The 17,377-nt window shown below is 62.7% G+C and carries 16 protein-coding genes; 9 read left to right on the top strand and 7 right to left on the bottom strand.

Translation table 11 applies throughout. The annotated features are described in order from the left end of the window. The first annotated feature begins 104 nt into the window (after window positions 1-104). From HX817_RS11785 to HX817_RS11760, 6 genes are all read left to right on the top strand, one after another. A complete protein-coding gene (locus tag HX817_RS11785; RefSeq protein ID WP_177040276.1) occupies window positions 105-1,670 on the top strand; it encodes an MBOAT family protein in 1,566 nt (521 codons plus the stop codon). An 11-nt stretch (window positions 1,671-1,681) separates the two neighbouring features. Next, a complete protein-coding gene (locus tag HX817_RS11780) occupies window positions 1,682-2,869 on the top strand; it encodes an alginate O-acetyltransferase (RefSeq protein ID WP_177040275.1) in 1,188 nt (395 codons plus the stop codon). 16 nt (window positions 2,870-2,885) lie between these two features. After that, the gene (locus HX817_RS11775; protein WP_008434181.1) at window positions 2,886-3,533 is read left to right on the top strand and encodes an alginate O-acetyltransferase AlgF; all 648 of its coding nucleotides are present in this window, start codon (window positions 2,886-2,888) and stop codon (window positions 3,531-3,533) included. 149 nt (window positions 3,534-3,682) lie between these two features. Continuing rightward, on the top strand, window positions 3,683-5,134 hold the full coding sequence (locus HX817_RS11770) for a mannose-1-phosphate guanylyltransferase/mannose-6-phosphate isomerase (RefSeq protein ID WP_003216275.1): 1,452 nt from the start codon (window positions 3,683-3,685) through the stop codon (window positions 5,132-5,134). A gap of 154 nt (window positions 5,135-5,288) precedes the next feature. Then, complete coding sequence (locus tag HX817_RS11765) at window positions 5,289-5,753, top strand: hypothetical protein (protein ID WP_003216273.1); 465 nt, start codon at window positions 5,289-5,291, stop codon at window positions 5,751-5,753. 20 nt (window positions 5,754-5,773) lie between these two features. Then, window positions 5,774-6,586: an SDR family oxidoreductase gene (locus HX817_RS11760; protein WP_177040274.1), complete on the top strand. Its 813-nt coding sequence runs from the start codon at window positions 5,774-5,776 to the stop codon at window positions 6,584-6,586. 161 nt (window positions 6,587-6,747) lie between these two features. On the opposite strand, the gene HX817_RS11755 is transcribed toward HX817_RS11760, so the two are convergent. Next, window positions 6,748-7,611 carry a LysR family transcriptional regulator gene (locus tag HX817_RS11755; RefSeq protein WP_177040273.1) on the bottom strand — a complete coding sequence of 288 codons (864 nt, stop codon included), beginning with the start codon at window positions 7,609-7,611 and terminating at the stop codon, window positions 6,748-6,750. 111 nt (window positions 7,612-7,722) lie between these two features. Here HX817_RS11755 and HX817_RS11750 point away from each other — a divergent pair, with 111 nt between their 5' ends. Together HX817_RS11750 and HX817_RS11745 are read left to right on the top strand one after the other, a co-directional pair. Then, window positions 7,723-8,913 (top strand): MFS transporter, encoded by a 1,191-nt coding sequence (locus HX817_RS11750; protein ID WP_177040272.1) that lies wholly within the window; start codon window positions 7,723-7,725, stop codon window positions 8,911-8,913. Further along, window positions 8,910-9,308, top strand: coding sequence for a hypothetical protein (locus HX817_RS11745; RefSeq protein ID WP_003216266.1), 399 nt, complete (start codon window positions 8,910-8,912; stop codon window positions 9,306-9,308). Before HX817_RS11750 ends, HX817_RS11745 begins: the two co-directional genes overlap by 4 nt. A gap of 102 nt (window positions 9,309-9,410) precedes the next feature. On the opposite strand, the gene HX817_RS11740 is transcribed toward HX817_RS11745, so the two are convergent. The 4 genes from HX817_RS11740 to HX817_RS11725 are packed head-to-tail and all read right to left on the bottom strand — an operon-like array spanning window position 9,411 to window position 14,177. Beyond that, window positions 9,411-10,271: an HlyD family secretion protein gene (locus tag HX817_RS11740; RefSeq protein WP_087692839.1), complete on the bottom strand. Its 861-nt coding sequence runs from the start codon at window positions 10,269-10,271 to the stop codon at window positions 9,411-9,413. Between the two features lie 10 nt (window positions 10,272-10,281). Next, on the bottom strand, window positions 10,282-10,482 hold the full coding sequence (locus HX817_RS11735; protein ID WP_003216262.1) for a DUF1656 domain-containing protein: 201 nt from the start codon (window positions 10,480-10,482) through the stop codon (window positions 10,282-10,284). Beyond that, window positions 10,472-12,655 (bottom strand): FUSC family protein, encoded by a 2,184-nt coding sequence (locus HX817_RS11730; protein WP_003216260.1) that lies wholly within the window; start codon window positions 12,653-12,655, stop codon window positions 10,472-10,474. The genes HX817_RS11735 and HX817_RS11730 overlap by 11 nt, the downstream gene beginning before the upstream one ends. Window positions 12,656-12,665: 10 nt before the next feature. Further along, window positions 12,666-14,177: an efflux transporter outer membrane subunit gene (locus HX817_RS11725; RefSeq protein ID WP_032899258.1), complete on the bottom strand. Its 1,512-nt coding sequence runs from the start codon at window positions 14,175-14,177 to the stop codon at window positions 12,666-12,668. Between the two features lie 182 nt (window positions 14,178-14,359). Here HX817_RS11725 and HX817_RS11720 point away from each other — a divergent pair, with 182 nt between their 5' ends. After that, window positions 14,360-15,328 carry a LysR family transcriptional regulator gene (locus tag HX817_RS11720; RefSeq protein ID WP_003216257.1) on the top strand — a complete coding sequence of 323 codons (969 nt, stop codon included), beginning with the start codon at window positions 14,360-14,362 and terminating at the stop codon, window positions 15,326-15,328. A gap of 13 nt (window positions 15,329-15,341) precedes the next feature. Here HX817_RS11720 and HX817_RS11715 read toward each other — a convergent pair whose 3' ends face one another. Both HX817_RS11715 and HX817_RS11710 read right to left on the bottom strand, forming a co-directional pair. Continuing rightward, on the bottom strand, window positions 15,342-16,706 hold the full coding sequence (locus HX817_RS11715; RefSeq protein ID WP_003216256.1) for a heavy metal sensor histidine kinase: 1,365 nt from the start codon (window positions 16,704-16,706) through the stop codon (window positions 15,342-15,344). Next, a complete protein-coding gene (locus HX817_RS11710) occupies window positions 16,696-17,373 on the bottom strand; it encodes a heavy metal response regulator transcription factor (protein WP_003216255.1) in 678 nt (225 codons plus the stop codon). Before HX817_RS11710 ends, HX817_RS11715 begins: the two co-directional genes overlap by 11 nt. Window positions 17,374-17,377 lie beyond the last annotated feature (4 nt).

Raw genomic sequence — 17,377 nt, 5'->3', positions numbered from 1 at the left:
TTCCCACGCAGAGCGTGGGAACGATCACATAGCCCTCTCATTTCGGTGGGGGGTTTGGGGGGGCCGTTGGCCCTTGACTGTTGGTTAAACATGGAGAGATCGGGATGGTTTTCTCGTCCAATGTGTTCCTGTTCCTGTTCTTGCCGATCTTCCTCGGCTTGTACTACCTGAGCGGGCAACGCTATCGCAATCTGCTGCTGCTGGTTGCCAGTTATGTGTTCTACGCCTGGTGGCGAGTGGACTTCCTGGCGCTGTTCGCCGCCGTGACGCTGTGGAACTACTGGATCGGCCTCAAGGTCGGTGCGGCAGGCGTGCGCACCAAGCCGGCCCAGCGCTGGCTGCTGCTGGGCGTGGCGGTCGATCTGTGCATCCTCGGCTACTTCAAGTACGCCAACTTCGGTGTCGACAGCATCAACCTGATGATGAAGTCGGCCGGCCTTGAGCCTTTCATCCTGACCCACGTGCTGTTGCCGATCGGGATCTCGTTCTACATCTTCGAGTCCATCAGCTACATCATCGACGTGTACCGCGGCGACACCCCGGCCACCCGCAACCTGATCGACTTTGCGGCGTTCGTGGCGATCTTCCCGCATCTGATTGCCGGCCCGGTGTTGCGTTTTCGCGACCTGGCCGACCAGTTCAACAACCGCACCCACACCCTCGATAAATTCTCCGAGGGCTGCACGCGGTTCATGCAGGGTTTCATCAAGAAGGTGTTTATCGCCGACACCCTGGCGGTGGTCGCCGATCATTGCTTCGCCCTGCAAAACCCTACGACGGGTGACGCCTGGCTCGGCGCACTGGCGTACACCGCGCAGCTGTACTTCGACTTCTCCGGCTACAGCGACATGGCCATCGGCCTGGGCTTGATGATGGGTTTTCGCTTCATGGAAAACTTCAAGCAGCCGTACATCAGCCAGTCGATCACCGAGTTCTGGCGGCGCTGGCATATCAGCCTGTCCACCTGGCTGCGTGACTACCTGTACATCACCCTGGGCGGCAACCGTAAAGGCACGCTGACCACCTACCGCAACCTGTTCCTGACCATGCTCCTCGGTGGCCTGTGGCACGGTGCGAACATCACCTACATCGTGTGGGGCGCCTGGCACGGCATGTGGCTGGCGATTGAAAAAGCCATCGGCCTCAACACCGCACCGCGCAGTTTCAACGTTGTGCGCTGGGCCTTCACCTTCCTGCTGGTGGTGATGGGCTGGGTGATCTTCCGCTCGGAAAACCTGCACGTCGCCGGCCGTATGTACGGCGCGATGTTCAGCTTCGGCGAGTGGTCGCTGTCGGAACTCAACCGCGCCAGCCTCACCGGCCTGCAAGTGGCAACCCTGGTGGTGGCGTACGCAACCCTGGCGTTCTTCGGCCTGCGGGACTTCTACAGCAACCGCCCACCGGAAAAAACCAAGCCTGCGGTGAACACCCAGGCCGATGGCCCGGCGACTGCGCAACCGGGCTTGATCAAGGCCGTACCGGGCGACAACCCGGGCAGCATCCATGAGCCCGGCTACACCGTGGGCACCGAGGCCACCGTGCAATCGGCCTACTGGAGCGCCACCTGGCCACGCTACGCCATGCGCGCCGCAGTACTGCTGCTGTTCGTGGCGTCGATTCTCAAACTTTCGGCGCAGAGCTTCTCGCCGTTCCTTTACTTCCAGTTCTGAGGGAGCCGACCATGACCCGTTCATTACGCGTCCTCTACATCGCCTTGTTCCTCGCCGTGCTGCTGGCGTTGGGCGCCTGGTCGATGCGCAGTTTCCTGGGCTTCACCACCAACGCCGACGCCACCGTGCTCAACGGCCGCTGGACCAAGGCCGTCGAGACCCACTACGACGACCAGTTCCCGATCAAGCGCCTGGGCACCAACCTCTGGGCAGCGCTGGACTACAAGCTGTTCAACGAAGGCCGCCCTGGCGTGGTGATTGGCCGCGACCACTGGTTGTACAGCGACGAGGAATTCAACCCCATCGTCAACGAAGACCAGAACCTGCAAGGCAACTACGCCTTGGTGGAAGGCGTGCGCCAGAAGCTCAAGGCCCAGGGTATCCAACTGGTGATGGCGATCGTGCCAGCCAAGGTGCGGCTGTACCCGGAACACCTGGGTGAAGTGCAGCCGGCGAGCATCCGCGCCGGTCTGTACCAAGACTTCCATGCCCGCATGGCCGCCGACAAGATCGTCGCCCCCGACCTGATGGGTCCGCTGCAACAGGCCAAGCTGCACGGCCAACAAGTGTTCCTGCGCACCGACACCCACTGGACCCCGGACGGCGCTGAAGTGGCGGCCAAAGAATTGGCCAAGACAATTGCCAACAAAACGCCCCTGAGCGGCGAGCCTCAACGCTTTGTCACCGAAGCCGAGAAGACCGAGCCACACAAGGGCGACCTGCGCCTGTTCCTGCCACTGGACCCGCTGTTCGAAAACCTGATGCCGCCCAAGGAGCCACTGCAAAAACGCGTGACGCACCTGGCTGAAACCAAAGGCGACGATGCGCTGTTCACCGACAGTGAAACCCCGGTGGCCCTGGTGGGCACCAGTTACAGCGCCAACCCGAACTGGAACTTTGTCGGCGCGCTGAAGCAAGCCCTGGGCAGCGACGTCATCAACTACTCCGAAGACGGCCACGGCCCGATCCTGCCGATGCTCAGCTACCTGAAAAGCGACGACTTCAAGAACAGCCCGCCACAGGTGCTGATCTGGGAGTTTCCCGAGCGTTATCTGCCTGTGAACAACGAAATCGGCGATGCCGACCCGCAGTGGGTTGCGCAGCTCAAACAAGCCGGTATGCGCCAACAGAACATGGCTATCAACACCCCCACCGTTAAAAACATGAACTCCGAGACGCCCGACCGGGCGCAAAACTGAAAGAGAGGTAACTCACATGACTTTCACTACTAACCTCGCAAAAACTTTTGCCCTCGTCGCCGGCATGAGCGTTGTTTCGATGTCCGCCTTCGCCGGTGGCGACGCCGCCCTCTACGGTCCCGTCGCGCCAAAAGGCTCGAGCTTTGTGCGGGTGTACAACGCCAGCAACCAGGAAGTCAGCGCCACCGTCGGCAGCACCAACCTCAACGAGGTTGCACCGCTGGCCAGCAGTGACTTCAGCTTCATGCCGGGCGGTGACTACAGCGCCAAGGTCGGCAGCCAGACCCTGCCGGTCAAGCTCGCCGCCGACCACTACTACACCCTGGTCAGCAGCGGCAGCGGCCAACCGCAACTGATCGAAGAACCGCCGTTCAAGAACAAGCAGAAATCCCTGGTGCGCGTGCAGAACCTCAGTGACAAGTCGCTGACCCTGAAAACCGCCGATGGCAAGACCGACGTGGTCCAGGCCGTGGCCGCCAAGGGCCGTGGCGAGCGCGAGATCAACCCGGTGAAGGTCAGCCTGGCGCTGTATGAAGGCGATAAAAAAGTCGGCGACGTGAAGCCGGTAGCTCTGGAACGCGGTGAGGCCGCAGTGCTGTACGTCACCGGCACCGGCGCCAACCTGTCGCCAGTGTGGGTGAAACGCCCTGTGTCGACCCGCTGATTAGATTTTCAGATTGACGCTGCCCCCTGTGGGAGCTGGCTTGCCTGCGATGCGGACAACTCGGTGTATCAGGTACACCGAGGTGATGCCATCGCGGGCAAGCCCGGCTCCCACAGGCTCTAACCAAATTTGATTCAAGGAGAAACACCATGATCCCAGTAATCCTTTCCGGTGGTAGCGGCTCACGTCTTTGGCCGCTTTCGCGTAAACAGTTTCCCAAGCAGTTCCTGGCCCTGACCGGCGAGCACACCTTGTTCCAGCAAACCCTGGAGCGCCTGGTGTTCGACGGCATGGACGCGCCCATCGTGGTGTGCAACAAGGACCACCGCTTTATCGTCAACGAGCAACTGGCTGCCCGCAAACTGGAAACCCAGCGCATCCTGATGGAGCCGTTCGGCCGCAATACCGCGCCGGCCGTGGCCCTGACGGCGATGATGCTGGTCAACGAAGGCCGCGACGAACTGATGCTGGTGCTGCCCGCCGACCACGTGCTGGATGACCAGAAAGCCCTGCAACGCGCCCTGGCCCTGGCCACTGTGGCGGCTGAGCGTGGCGAAATGGTGCTGTTCGGTGTGCCGGCCACCCGTCCGGAGACCGGCTACGGCTATATCAAGTCGACCAACGATTCGCTGCTGCCCGAAGGCGTCAGCCGCGTGCAACAGTTCGTGGAAAAACCCGATGAAAAACGCGCCGCCGAATTCGTCAAGAGCGGTGGTTATTTCTGGAACAGCGGCATGTTCCTGTTCCGTGCCAGCCGCTTCCTCGAAGAGCTGAAAAAACACGACCCGGACATCTACGACACCTGCCTGCTGACCCTGGAACGCAGCAACCAAACCGCCGACACCATCGACATCGACGAATCCACCTTCGCCTGCTGCCCGGACAATTCCATCGACTACGCCGTGATGGAAAAAACCCAACTGGCCTGCGTGGTGCCGTTGACTGCCGGCTGGAGCGACGTGGGTTGCTGGGCATCGCTGTGGGACGTGAATGAAAAAGACGCCAACGGTAACGTCAGCAAGGGCGACGTGGTGATCCAGGACAGCAAGAACTGCATGATCCACGGCAACGGCAAGCTGGTGTCGGTGATCGGCCTGGAAAACATCGTGGTGGTGGAAACCAAGGACGCGATGATGATTGCCCACAAGGACAAGGTCCAGGGCGTCAAGCAGATGGTCAACACCCTCAACGAGCAGGGCCGCAGCGAAACCCAGAACCACTGCGAGGTGTACCGTCCATGGGGCTCGTACGACTCGGTGGATATGGGCGGGCGCTTCCAGGTCAAGCACATCTCGGTGAAACCGGGCGCGTGCCTGTCGTTGCAGATGCACCACCACCGCGCCGAACACTGGATCGTGGTCAGCGGCACCGCCGAAGTCACCTGTGACGAGAACGTGTTCCTGCTCACCGAAAACCAGTCTACCTACATCCCGATTGCCTCGGTGCACCGTTTGCGTAACCCGGGCAAGATTCCACTGGAGATTATCGAGGTGCAGTCCGGCAGCTACCTGGGTGAAGACGATATCGAGCGCTTTGAAGATATCTACGGTCGATCCACGCCAATCGAGCGTGGCGTGTCGGTGAAAACCATCGCGCAGTAAACAGAGCAGCACAACAAGCCCCCGCCCCACCGACTGCGTCCCCTATCCGCAGCCGGTGGGCCGGGGGCTTTTTCTTTGGGGCCGGGGAACCCGAAGATGGTCAACTCCACCTACGCTTGGTTAGGATGCCCGTTCCGTTTTCGAGGTTGTTGCCATGTTCTTTGGTGTCTTGCTGATTATCACCTGGCTGATCCTCTTGCTGCGCTACCCCGCCAGGGCGTTGCCGGTTTCCCTCGCGGCCGCCGTCGGCCTGGGCCTGGTGGCGGTATGGGTGGTGTGGCTGGACAACCGCGAGGCCCAGCAATTGGCACGCCTGGAACTGCGTACCGTCTACGCGCCGAAAGAATGCCCCGCAGACCGCCCGCTCAAGCTCACCTTGAACAACGGCAACAACGTACCGCTGACCGAACTGCGTTGGCGCATCGCCGCGTATGCGCCGGGCGATACGGTCAACCTGGCAGACAACGTGTACGCTGCCCCGCGCTATCGCGGCCCCGGCGAACTGCAGGCCGGCGCCACCTGGGAAGACTGCCTGCCAGTGCCGCCGCTGCGCCCCGGCTACCGCCCGCAAACCCTGGAATTTCGTGCCGAGCATTTGCAAGGCAGCTTCTCTGACTGATAACGACAAAGGACTGATCCATGCCCAACGTACTGATCACCGGGTGCTCCAGTGGCATTGGCCGTGCCCTGGCGGACGCCTTCAAGCAAGCCGGCTTTGACGTGTGGGCCAGCGCCCGGCGCAGCGAGGATGTGGCGGCACTCGCCAGCGCCGGCTTTAACGCGGTGCAACTGGACGTCAACGACAGCGCTGCACTGGCGCAGTTGGCCGGGCAGGTCGGCGAGCTGGATGTGCTGATCAACAACGCCGGCTATGGCGCCATGGGTCCGTTGCTCGACGGCGGCACCCAGGCGATGCAGCAGCAATTCGAGACCAACGTATTCTCAGTGGTGGGCGTGACTCAGGCGCTGTTCCCGGCCCTGCGTCGCCGTAAAGGGTTGGTGGTGAATATCGGCAGCGTGTCCGGCGTGTTGGTCACACCGTTCGCCGGTGCGTATTGCGCCTCGAAAGCCGCAGTGCATGCCTTGAGTGATGCGTTGCGCATGGAGCTCGCACCGTTCGGCGTGCGGGTGATGGAAGTGCAGCCAGGCGCCATCGATACAAGTTTTGCAAAAAACGCCGGCACCCAGGCCGAACTGTTGATCAATGAAAAGTCGCCCTGGTGGCCACTGCGCGAAAGCATCCGCGCCCGGGCCAAGGCCTCCCAGGATCGGCCTACGCCCGCTCGCGATTTTGCCGTGGACGTGCTCAAGGCCGTGCAACAGGGCACGCCGCCGCGCCTGTTGCGCTCGGGTAATGGTTGCCGGGCACTGCCATTGATGGCGGCGTTGCTGCCCAAGGGCTTGCTGGAGACTGTCTTGAAAAAACGCTTTGGCCTGAGCGGCCAGCTCTAAGAGTCCCCGCCTCCCCGTGGCGAGGGAGCTTGCTCCCGCTGGGCTGCGCAGCAGCCCCAAAACCATCCGCCCAAGTTTCCTGAAAGAATGCGCTGACCTTTTCAGGGGTGCTTCGCCCCCCAGCGGGAGCAAGCTCCCTCGCCACACGGTTTCTCGGCTGATCAGCCTTTCATGAAATCAATGAAGGCCCGCACTTTCAGGGGCAAATGCCGGGTATCCGGGTACAACGCGTACACCCCCTGCGGCGCAAATCGATACCCCGGCAGCAACCGCACCAAACGCCCCGCATCCAGGTCTTCCTGCACCAGCCACAGGGGCAGGATCGCCACGCCATGCCCGCGCATGGCAAACGCCTGGAGAATGGCGGCACTGTCGGCAACCAGTGAAGCCTTGCCGGGGCCTGGACGGTACAGGTGCTCATGGCCGGCCGGGTCGAGCACCGTCAACTCCGTCAGCCGCCCGTGCCCCAGCTTGGGCAGTTGCTCCAGTTCTTCCAGCGTGGCGACCCCGGCAAACCCCGGTGCAGCCACGGCGAGGATTTCGTAGCTCGACAGCTGCACCGCCCGATGATTGGAGTCGAGCATCCGCCCCAATCGAATAGCCACATCGAAGCGCTCGGAGATCAGGTCGGCGTGGCTGGAGGAGGTGGATAACTGGATGTTCAATTCCGGGTGCAGGCCGCGAAAGGTTTCCACTGCCGGCACCACCACCGCCAATCCGTATTCGACGGTGGTGGTGATCCGCAATGTGCCCTTGAGCTGGCTGTGCTCCGAACGGGCCTCTTCCACCGCCAGGCGCGCTTCTTCCAGCATGCGCGTGCAGCGCAGGTAAAAGCGTTCGCCCGCATCGGTCAGTGCCAGTTGCCGAGTACTGCGGGTCAGCAGGGTCACGCCCAGCTCGGCTTCCAGGCGCTTGAGGTTGAAGCTCACCACTGCTCGCGTCTGCCCGAGGACATCAGCGGCTGCCGTCAACGAACCGGCCTCGACCACGGCCTTGAAGGTGTCGAAACGATCCAGGCTGACCATTAGCCACGCCCTCCTTTGTCAAAATATTTTTGACAAACTAACAGTCAAACCGCTGTTTCCCAAGTGCCCGCACCCACCTACCCTGCCGCCATCCACAGCAGGAACTGCGCAATGACCTACCGCTCGAAAGTCACCTGGATCTTTCTACTGGGCTTCGCCCTCGACCTGGTGAACATGTTTGTCGCCACCATCGCTTACCCGGACATCGCCCGCGAGTTGCACGCCTCGGTCACGCAACTGGCATGGATCGGCAACGCCTACATGCTCGGCCTGACCGTCGTCATTCCCCTGAGTGTTTGGCTGGCGGCGCTGCTGGGTGAGCGCCGGTTGATTGCCATCAGCCTGCTGCTGTTCGGCGTAGCCTCGGTGCTGGTGGGCCAGGCCGCCTCGATTGAAGCGCTGATCGGCTGGCGCCTGTTGCAGGGCTTGGGTGGCGGCTTGTTGATTCCGGTGGGGCAAGCCTTGGCCTATCGGCATTTTCCGCCGGCAGAACGCAGCCAACTGACAGCCAGGGTCATGCTGGTGGCGCTGCTGATTCCGGCGTTGTCGCCAGCATTGGGCGGCCTGGTGGTGGACAGCGTGTCGTGGCGCTGGATCTTTTTCGCCAACCTGCCGCTGGCGCTGATCACCTTGATGTTGACCTTGCGCTGGCTGGTGGCAGACACGCCCGCGTCCACACGCCCGGCGCTGGAGCTCGGTCACGTATTGGGCCAGGCTCGCCGCCCGATGCTGCGGGTCGCGATGCTGGTTTACCTGTTCATCCCGGGGGTGTTTATCGGCACCAGCCTGGTGGCGATTCTTTATCTGCACGGCCTCGGCTTTACCGCCAGCCACATCGGCGCGCTGATGCTGCCGTGGGCGCTGGCCTCGGGGCTGGCGATTGCCTTGAGCAAAAAACTGTTCAATCGCTGCGGGCCGAGGCCGCTGCTGCTGGCGGGCATGCTGCTGCAAGCCCTCGGCATCCTGTTGCTGATCGAGCCGCACCCGGTTGTCGTGGTGCTCGCCTACCTCCTGATGGGCCTGGGTGGCAGCCTGTGCAGCAGCACCGCGCAAACCCTGGCCTTTCTCGACATTCCGGCCGAGCGCATGGGGCATGCCAGCGCCTTGTGGAACATCAATCGGCAATTGAGTTTTTGCCTCGGTGCCGCCGTGCTCAGTGGGGTGCTGGCTGCGCTGGACTCGTTCACCGTCACCTTCGCGATTGCCGCGGCGTTGACCCTGTTTCCGTTATTTGCCGTACTGTGCCTGGATGCGTCCAAGGTACGGACACTGCTTCACCCTGCCAGCGAGCCCACACGATGATTGACTACCGCGATTTTTTTGATGAAGTGATCCAGGCCCATGTCGAGATCGAGCAATGGTTTGCCGGCACAGCCCCCGAGGGAACACTGGAGGTTTTGCTGAGGCGTTTTTCGCCGGACTTTTCCATGATCACCCCGGCGGGCAAACAACTGGATTTTGCACTGCTCAACCAGCTGTTCAGCCAGGCTGGCGGCAAGCGGCCCGGGTTCAAGATCAGCCTCAGCGAGTTTGCCGGGATTGACCGACATGCCCGTGGCGCGACGGTAAGTTATCGCGAACAGCAGGTGGATGGCAGCGGTGCCCAAACCGATCGGCGATCGACCGTGGTGTTTGAAAAACAGGCCAGTGGCGCCCTGCTGTGGCGCCATTTGCACGAGACGTTTCTACAGGCCTGACACGGTAAAAATGTGGGAGCGGGCTTGCTCGCGAATGCGGTGGATCAGTCGATATTTTCGTTGACTGACACACTGCCTTCGCGAGCAAGCCCGCTCCCACATTCAGTTCTGTGTTTGGTTGACGATCACGGTGCAGGTGATCCCCGCCGCCAACAGCACACCTTCCGGCACTTCATCGATATGAATCCGCACCGGCACCCGCTGGGCCAGGCGCACCCAGTTGAACGTCGGGTTCACATCGGCGATCAACTCGCGGCTCTCCGGGTTGTCCCGGTCGTAGATGCCGCGCGAAATGCTTTCCACGTGCCCCTTGAGGGTTTCGCCGCTCATCAACTGCATGTCGGCCTTGTCCCCGACTTTGACGTGGGGCAGCTTGGTTTCTTCGAAGAAGCCGTACACCCAGAACGAGTTCATATCCACCACCGCCATCTTCGCCTCGCCAATACGCGCGTAGTCGCCACGGTGCACGTTGAGGTTGGTGACGTAGCCGTCGACCGCCGCCACCACCTGGGTGCGCTTGAGGTTCAGTTGCGCCGCTTCAAGCTGGGCCAGGGCATGTTGGTAGTCGGCCAGGGCCGAGTCGGCGATGTTACTGGCGTCGTCGCGGTTTTCCTTGGAGATCACCAGGGCGTCGAGGTCGGCGCGGCGGTGGGCGTTGACCTTGCGCATCTCCCAGGTGGCCTTGCGGGAAGCCACCAGGGATTGCGCCTGCTTGACCGCAATCTGGTAATGCTCGGGGTCGATCTGCATCAGCAGGTCGCCCTTTTTCACCAACTGGTTGTCACGCACCGGAACGTTGACCACTTCGCCGGTGACGTCGGCGGCGACGTTGATGATGTCGGCGCGCACCCGGCCATCGCGGGTCCAGGGAGTTTCCATGTAGTGCACCCACAACGTGCGGCCAATCCAGATCGCCAGGGCCAGTACCAGCAAGGTCGCGAGCAGGCTGAAAAACTTTTTCATCGGGGCATTCTCAACGGTAGACGGTCAGCGCCAGGGCGCCGAACAAGCAAGCGAACAGGCTCAGGCGCAGCAGCGCCGGGTGCCAGAAAAAACGGTACAGGTCAAAGCCGGCCAGGAACCGGTCAAGGGCCCAGGCCAGGCCCGCCGCGATCAGAAACATCAGGGTCATGGTGGGCATGTAGACGCCGTGGAAGGCGATTTCACGAGGCATGGGCGGGTCCTTCGGGCTTGAGGGCAGCCAGGGGTGATTGCGGGTCCAGCAATGAGGTGCGGATAAAGTGCAGGTAGCTTTTCACCCGGCGCAGGGCCGAGGTGTCGAAGTGCGGGGCGAAGGGTTCGTCGGTGGCCTGCACCCGGCTGATGGCGTGGTCCACGGCGACCAGGCTGCGCTCCAGGTTGCTGGCGCTGGGTTGCAGGAACAGCCGCACCAACGAACGGCCCATAACCCGGATCGCCTGGCGCCACGGCTGGGACTCGGCATACGCCGGGTGCACCGGCAGGATCGCCTGTTCCTTGCGCAACTCGATGATCGCGTGGCCGACTTCCAGCACCACGAACATCCAGCGCAGCAGGTTGCGTTGCACCTGGGGTTGCCCGGCGGCAAAGCCGTAGGCCTGGTGCAGCAGGTCGCGGGTGCGGCTTTCGAAACCCGACGCCAGGCCCTTGAGTTTGCCGCTGATGGCGAACACCACTTGCTCGCGCAAGTCCTGCTCCAGCCGACGCCACAACCAGCGGCTGTTGGGCGGCAGGATGATCGCGCCCGCCGCCGCACACACCAGCATGCCGATGACCATGGCGATGTAGTCGTTGATGAAGGTGTAGGGGTTGTAGATCGTGAGGTTGTCCGGCACCGAGCCAGTGCTGAAGAAGATCAGCAACCCGACGCCGACTCCCGCGTACTGCGGGCGCGAAGCCAGGAACGAACCGAAGATGATCACCGGCGCGAGCATCACGCACAGCAACGGGAAACCGTCGATCCAGGGGAACACGAAGAACATTTCGACAAAGCCCACCAGCGCCCCGATCAAGGTGCCGCAAGCCATTTGAAAGGCCATGCGCTTGGGGTTGGGGGTGGCGGCCGACAAACCCACCGTCGCCGCGGCGATCAGGGTCATGGTGGCGCCACTGGGCCAGGCCGTGGCCACCCAGTAACTGCCGAGCACGATCAGGATAAACGAGGCGCGAATCCCCGAGGCGGCGCAGGCCAGCCAGTTGGTTTTGGGGGTGTAGGGTTCGTCCCAGTGTTCGCGCTCGTGGCTGTGATCCGCCAGGGAGGCGTGGGTCTGGGCGTAGTTGTGCAAGTCGTCGACGAAGCGGTACAGCAGCTCATAGGCGGTGTGAAAGTCCAACAGTTCGGCGTCGCTGGGGGCGCTTTCCTGGAAGCGGGTGCGCAGGCTGCGCACCTTGGCGGGCAGGCCTTCCTTGTAGGCGTTCAACTGATTGGCCAGGCGCGCCGCATCGGGGCTGGTGAGCGCACGGCCGGAAAAACCGTCGAGCAGTTCCGCCAGGTCTTGCAGGCCCGGCTTGATCGCAGCCACCACGTGATCGGCCTCCTGGCTGCGCAGGCGCTCGAGCAATTGGTGCAAGGCGTTGAAGCGCGTGGTGATGCCCATGAACTCGCTGTTCAAGCGCGTCAGCCGGCCATTGCGCCGACGCATGTGCGGGTCTTCGAACACGGTGATGCTGCGCAGCCCTTCCAGGCCCACGGCTTCGGCGATAAAGCGCACGTTGCTGCGCTCAAACCCTTCACGCTCACTGCGACCGCGCAGGCCATCGGTGACGAACAGCGCGAACACACCGAAGCGCTGGTACAGGGCGTTGCGCATCGCAGCGCTGGAGGTTTGCGGCAGGATCGCGGCGCTGACCAGCGTGGAGCAGACAATCCCCAACGAGATTTCCAGGACTCGCCACACCGCCGCCATAAACGCGCCGTCGGGATGGGCCAGGGCCGGCAAGCCAACCATCGCCGCGGTGTAGCCGGCCAGCACAAAGCCGTAGGCGCGAAAGTTGCGATTGCGGGTCGCGCCAGCAGTGCAGATGCCGACCCAGATCGCCAGCGAACCGAGGAACAGTTCAGTGTTCTGCGCAAACAACGCGATCAGGAACACCATCACCGCCGAGCCCGCCAGGGTGCCCAGGAAGCGGTAGAAACTCTTGGCGAACACCTGGCCGCTTTGCGGTTGCATCACGATAAAGACGGTGATCATCGCGGTACGCGGTTGCGGCAATTCCAGGCGCATGGCCAGCCACAGCGTCAGGAAGGCCGCGATCAGCACCTTGAAAATATAGACCCAGGTCACGCCATCACTGCGTGCCCAATCGAAGAAACCACGGCGCCACTCAAGCGAGTGCAACCAGCGCAGCGGTGCAGGCAAGGGAGTCATCGCATCCTACTCAGTGATCAAACACGGCGAGGGCCGCCGGGGTCTTGCTCGGTAAAGTCTGGCTGTCCTGAGGTACATCGCTGCCGGCACCGAGGCCACCGCCCAACGCGGTCACCAGTTCGGCGTGGGCACTCAGGCGTGCGGCCTGGACCTGCTGCTGCACCTGCTGCTGGCGGAACAACAGGCTCTGGGCATTCAGCACGTTGAGGTAGTCGGTGAGGCCGCGCTGGTAGGCGATCATCGCGATGTCATAGGTTTTCTGCGCCGAGGCCACCGATTCGGCGGCGAAGGCTTGCTGCTTGTCCATCGACTCGCGGCGGATCAACTGGTCGCTGATGCCCTTGAGCGCGTTGACCAGGGTCTGGTTGTAGTGCGCGACGGCGATGTCGTAGCCGGCGCTGGCTTCACCCAGTTGCGAGCGCAGGCGGCCACCGTCGAAGATCGGCAGGCTGATGGCAGGGCCGGCGGTGTAGTTGAGTTTCTTGCCGGTCAGGAAACTCAGCATTCCGCCGCCGGTGGCGACGTAGCCGAGGCTGCCCACCAGGTCGACGTTGGGGTAGAAACCGGCGTGGGCCACATCAATGCCACGGGCCTGGGCCGCCACTTGCCAGCGGCTGGCGACCACGTCCGGGCGCTGGCCGAGCAGTTCGGCGGGCAAGCTCGACGGCAGTTTCAGCGGTGCCGCGAGGGACAGGGTGGGCCGCTGCAACTGCGCGCCCGCCCCCGGCCCTTTGCCCGCCAGCGCGGCCAACTGGTTGCGACTCAGGGCGATCTGTTCATCCAGGGCGTCCAGCTGGCGATGGGTTTCCGGCAGCGGCGTCTCGGCCTGGCTGACTTCGAAGTGGGTGCCGATCCCACCATTCAAACGCTTTTGCGCAAGGTCGAGAATCTGTTGTTGCTGGGCCAGGGTGGCGGCCACGATATCGCGCTGGGCGAAGTGCAACGACAGCTGGATATAGGCGCGCACCACGTTGTTCTGCAATTCGAGCTGCGCCTGGCGCGCTTCGGCGGCGCTCATGTGGGCCATGTCCACGGCGCGCTCGGTGGCGTTGCTTTCGCGGCCCCAGAGGTCGAGGGCATAACTCAGCCCCAGGGACGCGTTGTTGTCCCAGGTGGTGGAATTGTCCAGCGCGCCCGGGCCGTAGAATTGGTCGCTCGGCCAGTTATGGCGCTTGAGCGTGGCATCACCATTGATCTGCAACGACTCGGCCGACTCGGCGATCCCGGCCATGGCCCGGGCTTCACGCACACGTGCAGCGGCCATGGCCATGCTCGGGCTGCCTTGCACGGCGAGGTCGATCCAGTGGTTGAGTTGCGGGTCGCCGTAGGCTTGCCACCATTGCGCGGTGGGCCAGTGGGCGTCCTGAGCGGCGCTTTTGATCGCCTCGTCGGTGGCCAATGAATTGGCGACGAGTGACTGGCCTTGAGGGGCAATTCCTCCGGTTCCGATGCAGCCGCTGATTGCTAACGATAAGGCCCAAACACTGAGAGTCTTCAGCTCTCTGCTGATGCGACGCGGCACTGCTGCGAATTCCTGAGAGGGTGTTGCGGGGAAGGTGGCGCAATTCTAAGGGGCGGGCCGGATGGCGATAAGGTGGGATTCTTGTGAATCTTTGTTACCGTTCAGGCGATAATCCGTTCGTAGGGATCACTGGATCCTGCAACTTCGTGTCACAATTTGCCATCTCCCCTGAGAGCACCTTAATGGACACCTTGCAAAACATGCGCGCCTTCAGTTGTGTGGCCGAAGCCGGCAGCTTCACCGCCGCCGCCGTGCAACTGGATACCACCACGGCCAACGTCTCGCGCGCGGTCTCCAACCTTGAGGCCCATCTGCAAACCCGTTTGCTCAACCGCACCACCCGCCGCATCGCCCTGACCGAGGCCGGCAAGCGCTATTTGCTGCGTTGCGAGCAGATCCTGGCGTATGTCGAGGAAGCGGAAGCCGAAGCCAGCGATGCCCACGCCCGCCCTGCCGGGCAGTTGAAGGTGCACACCATGACCGGCATCGGCCAGCACTTCGTGATCGATGCGATTGCCCGCTACCGCCGCACCCACCCGGACGTGACCTTTGACCTGACCATGGCCAACCGCGTGCCGGACCTGCTGGATGAGGGTTACGACGTGTCCATCGTGCTCGCCAGCGAGTTGCCGGATTCGGGGTTTGTCTCGCAGCGCCTGGGGATAACTTACAGCATCGCCTGTGCCTCGCCGGCCTACGTCAAGGCCAACGGCTGCGCGCAACGGCCCAGCGACCTGCTCAACCACGCGTGCCTGCGCCTGGTCAGCCCGGTGATTCAGCTGGATAAATGGTCGTTCAATGGCCCGGAAGGCCAGGAAAGTGTGGCGATCAACAGCTCACCGTTCCTGGTGAACTCGGCCGATGCGATGAAGACCGCGATCACCAGCGGCATGGGCGTTGGCCTGTTGCCGGTGTATGCGGCGATTGAAGGGCTGCGCAACGGCACCCTGGTGCGGGTGATGCCCAACTACCGCTCCCAGGAGCTCAACCTGTACGCCATCTACCCGTCGCGCCAATACCTGGATGCGAAGATCAAGACGTGGGTGGAATACCTGCGCAGTTCCCTGCCGGAAATCATGGCCGCGCATCAGGCGGAACTGGCGGCCTATGAGCTAAGTGGCAGTTTGGGCGGGGTACGACTGAGTAACTGAGGGGGGGCGGCCGCTACACCGGCAGCGTAATGCCAAAGGTGTTGCCGCCGCCCTCGCTGCGCACAAACACATCTCCGCCGTGCATCAACGCGATCGCCTTGACGATCGCCAGTCCCAACCCGTGATTCGCCCCACTATTGCTGCGGGACGCGTCCACCCGATAGAACCGCTCGAACAACCGGGGCAGATGCTCGCTGGCAATCTCATCGCCCGGGTTGGTCACCCCGATCGCCACGTGGTCCTCCAGCACTTCGATCTTCACCTCGATCACCTGGCCAGGCGCCGTATGCTGCACCGCATTGCTCAACAGGTTGATCAACGCCCGGCGCAAGTGCGCCTTCTCGATCTGCACCTGGGCATCGCCGGTCACACGCACCTGCACCTGGGCGTCCTCGAGGATAAAGTCCAGGTAATCCAGGGTGGTCGCCACTTCATCCGCCAGCGAACTGGTGATCAGCTTGGTGGCCTTGCTGCCCTGGTCTGCACTGGCCAGGAACAGCATGTCATTGATGATCGAGCGCAGCCGTTCCAGCTCTTCGAGGTTCGATTGCAGCACCTCGAAATAATGCTCGGCCGAACGCCCACGGGTCAGCGCCACCTGGGTCTGGCCGATCAGGTTGGTCAGCGGCGAGCGCAGCTCATGGGCCACATCGGCGTTGAATGACTCCAGGCGCGAATAGGCCTGTTCTACCCGGTCGAGGGTCGAGTTGAAGGAGTTGACGAACTGCTTCAGCTCCGGCGGCAATGGCGACAATTGCAGGCGCCCGGAGAGTTTCGGCGGTGCAAGTTTCTGCGCCTCGTCCGACAGCTTGATCAGCGGCTTGAGACCGATGCGCGCCACCCAGAACCCCAGCAGCGAGGCCAGCAGCACGCCGACAAACGCCAGGCCGATCAGCGCCACCAGCAGTTGATGCTGGGTGGCGCGGAAGTTCTCGGTGTCGACCGCGATCAGGAAACGCAGCGGCGGGCGCTGCTCCTTGGCTGGAAACTGGCTGACCAATACTTTGAACGGGTAGGCATGGCCCGGCAGGCGCAAGTCGCGCTTGCCGGTCGGGCCGGCGGCAAAGGCGCGAATCTGCGCGTCCGGGTTGCCGTATTCGTAGGTCGGGTCGCTGCTCACCACCCAGAAGCGAATGCGCTTGTCTTCCTCTCCCAACAACTTGAGCTTGGCGGTGATCTTCGCCCAATGGTCCGGCGTACCGAAGCGATTGACCGAAGACTCCAGCACGCTGTAGCGCGCATCCAGCTCGGCCCCGGGCAGCAGGCCCAGGCCTTTGTCCACCTGCTGGTACAGCGCGCCGCCGATCAACAGGAAGATCAGCAGCGCCACCAGGGTGAACATGCCGCTCAGGCGCAGGGCGATGGAGTTAGCCGACACTGCGGTTCTCCAGCACGTAACCCATGCCACGGATGGTGTGCAGCAGTTTCTGTTCGAACGGCCCGTCGAGCTTGGCCCGCAGGCGTTTGATCGCCACTTCCACCACATTGGCGTCGCTGTCGAAATTGATATCCCAGACCATTTCCGCAATCGAGGTCTTGGACAGGATTTCACCCTGGCGCCGGGCCAATACGCTGAGCAGCGAGAACTCCTTGGCGGTCAGGTCCAGGCGAACGCCGTTGCGACTGGCCTTGCGGCTGATCAGGTCGATCCACAGGTCGGCGATGGTCACCTGCACCGGCTCATGCCCGCCACTGCGACGGGTAAGGGCTTGCAGGCGCGCCACCAGTTCGAGGAACGAGAACGGCTTGCCGAGGTAATCATCCGCGCCTTCGCGCAGGCCGCGAATACGGTCTTCCACGCGCTCGCGGGCGGTGAGCATGATCACCGGCGTCTGCTTGCGCGCCCGCAGCGCGCGCAATACGCCAAAGCCATCCAGGCCGGGCAGCATCACGTCGAGCACGATGACCGCGTAATCGTTCTCCAGGGCCAGGTGCAACCCTTCGACGCCTTCACGGGCGACGTCGACGGTATAGCCTTGCTCCGTCAGGCCGCGGTGCAGGTAGTCGGCGGTTTTTTCTTCGTCTTCAATAATCAGTACACGCATGAGC

It is taken from the genome of Pseudomonas sp. C6002 (assembly GCF_013385805.1).
Taxonomy (GTDB): domain Bacteria; phylum Pseudomonadota; class Gammaproteobacteria; order Pseudomonadales; family Pseudomonadaceae; genus Aquipseudomonas.
Note: the sequence above shows the minus strand (reverse complement) of the source record. Positions and strands in the feature narration are given on the sequence as shown.

What these genes read in the sequence shown, in the direction of transcription:
- HX817_RS11745 (WP_003216266.1), top strand. Translation starts at nt 8,910, where the DNA reads ATGATTGACTACCGCGATTTTTTTGATGAAGTGATCCAGGCCCATGTC.
- HX817_RS11740 (WP_087692839.1), bottom strand. Translation starts at nt 10,271, where the DNA reads ATGAAAAAGTTTTTCAGCCTGCTCGCGACCTTGCTGGTACTGGCCCTG.
- HX817_RS11785 (WP_177040276.1), top strand. Translation starts at nt 105, where the DNA reads ATGGTTTTCTCGTCCAATGTGTTCCTGTTCCTGTTCTTGCCGATCTTC.
- HX817_RS11735 (WP_003216262.1), bottom strand. Translation starts at nt 10,482, where the DNA reads ATGCCTCGTGAAATCGCCTTCCACGGCGTCTACATGCCCACCATGACC.
- HX817_RS11750 (WP_177040272.1), top strand. Translation starts at nt 7,723, where the DNA reads ATGACCTACCGCTCGAAAGTCACCTGGATCTTTCTACTGGGCTTCGCC.
- HX817_RS11710 (WP_003216255.1), bottom strand. Translation starts at nt 17,373, where the DNA reads ATGCGTGTACTGATTATTGAAGACGAAGAAAAAACCGCCGACTACCTG.
- HX817_RS11760 (WP_177040274.1), top strand. Translation starts at nt 5,774, where the DNA reads ATGCCCAACGTACTGATCACCGGGTGCTCCAGTGGCATTGGCCGTGCC.
- HX817_RS11765 (WP_003216273.1), top strand. Translation starts at nt 5,289, where the DNA reads ATGTTCTTTGGTGTCTTGCTGATTATCACCTGGCTGATCCTCTTGCTG.
- HX817_RS11720 (WP_003216257.1), top strand. Translation starts at nt 14,360, where the DNA reads ATGGACACCTTGCAAAACATGCGCGCCTTCAGTTGTGTGGCCGAAGCC.
- HX817_RS11755 (WP_177040273.1), bottom strand. Translation starts at nt 7,611, where the DNA reads ATGGTCAGCCTGGATCGTTTCGACACCTTCAAGGCCGTGGTCGAGGCC.
- HX817_RS11770 (WP_003216275.1), top strand. Translation starts at nt 3,683, where the DNA reads ATGATCCCAGTAATCCTTTCCGGTGGTAGCGGCTCACGTCTTTGGCCG.
- HX817_RS11775 (WP_008434181.1), top strand. Translation starts at nt 2,886, where the DNA reads ATGACTTTCACTACTAACCTCGCAAAAACTTTTGCCCTCGTCGCCGGC.
- HX817_RS11780 (WP_177040275.1), top strand. Translation starts at nt 1,682, where the DNA reads ATGACCCGTTCATTACGCGTCCTCTACATCGCCTTGTTCCTCGCCGTG.
- HX817_RS11730 (WP_003216260.1), bottom strand. Translation starts at nt 12,655, where the DNA reads ATGACTCCCTTGCCTGCACCGCTGCGCTGGTTGCACTCGCTTGAGTGG.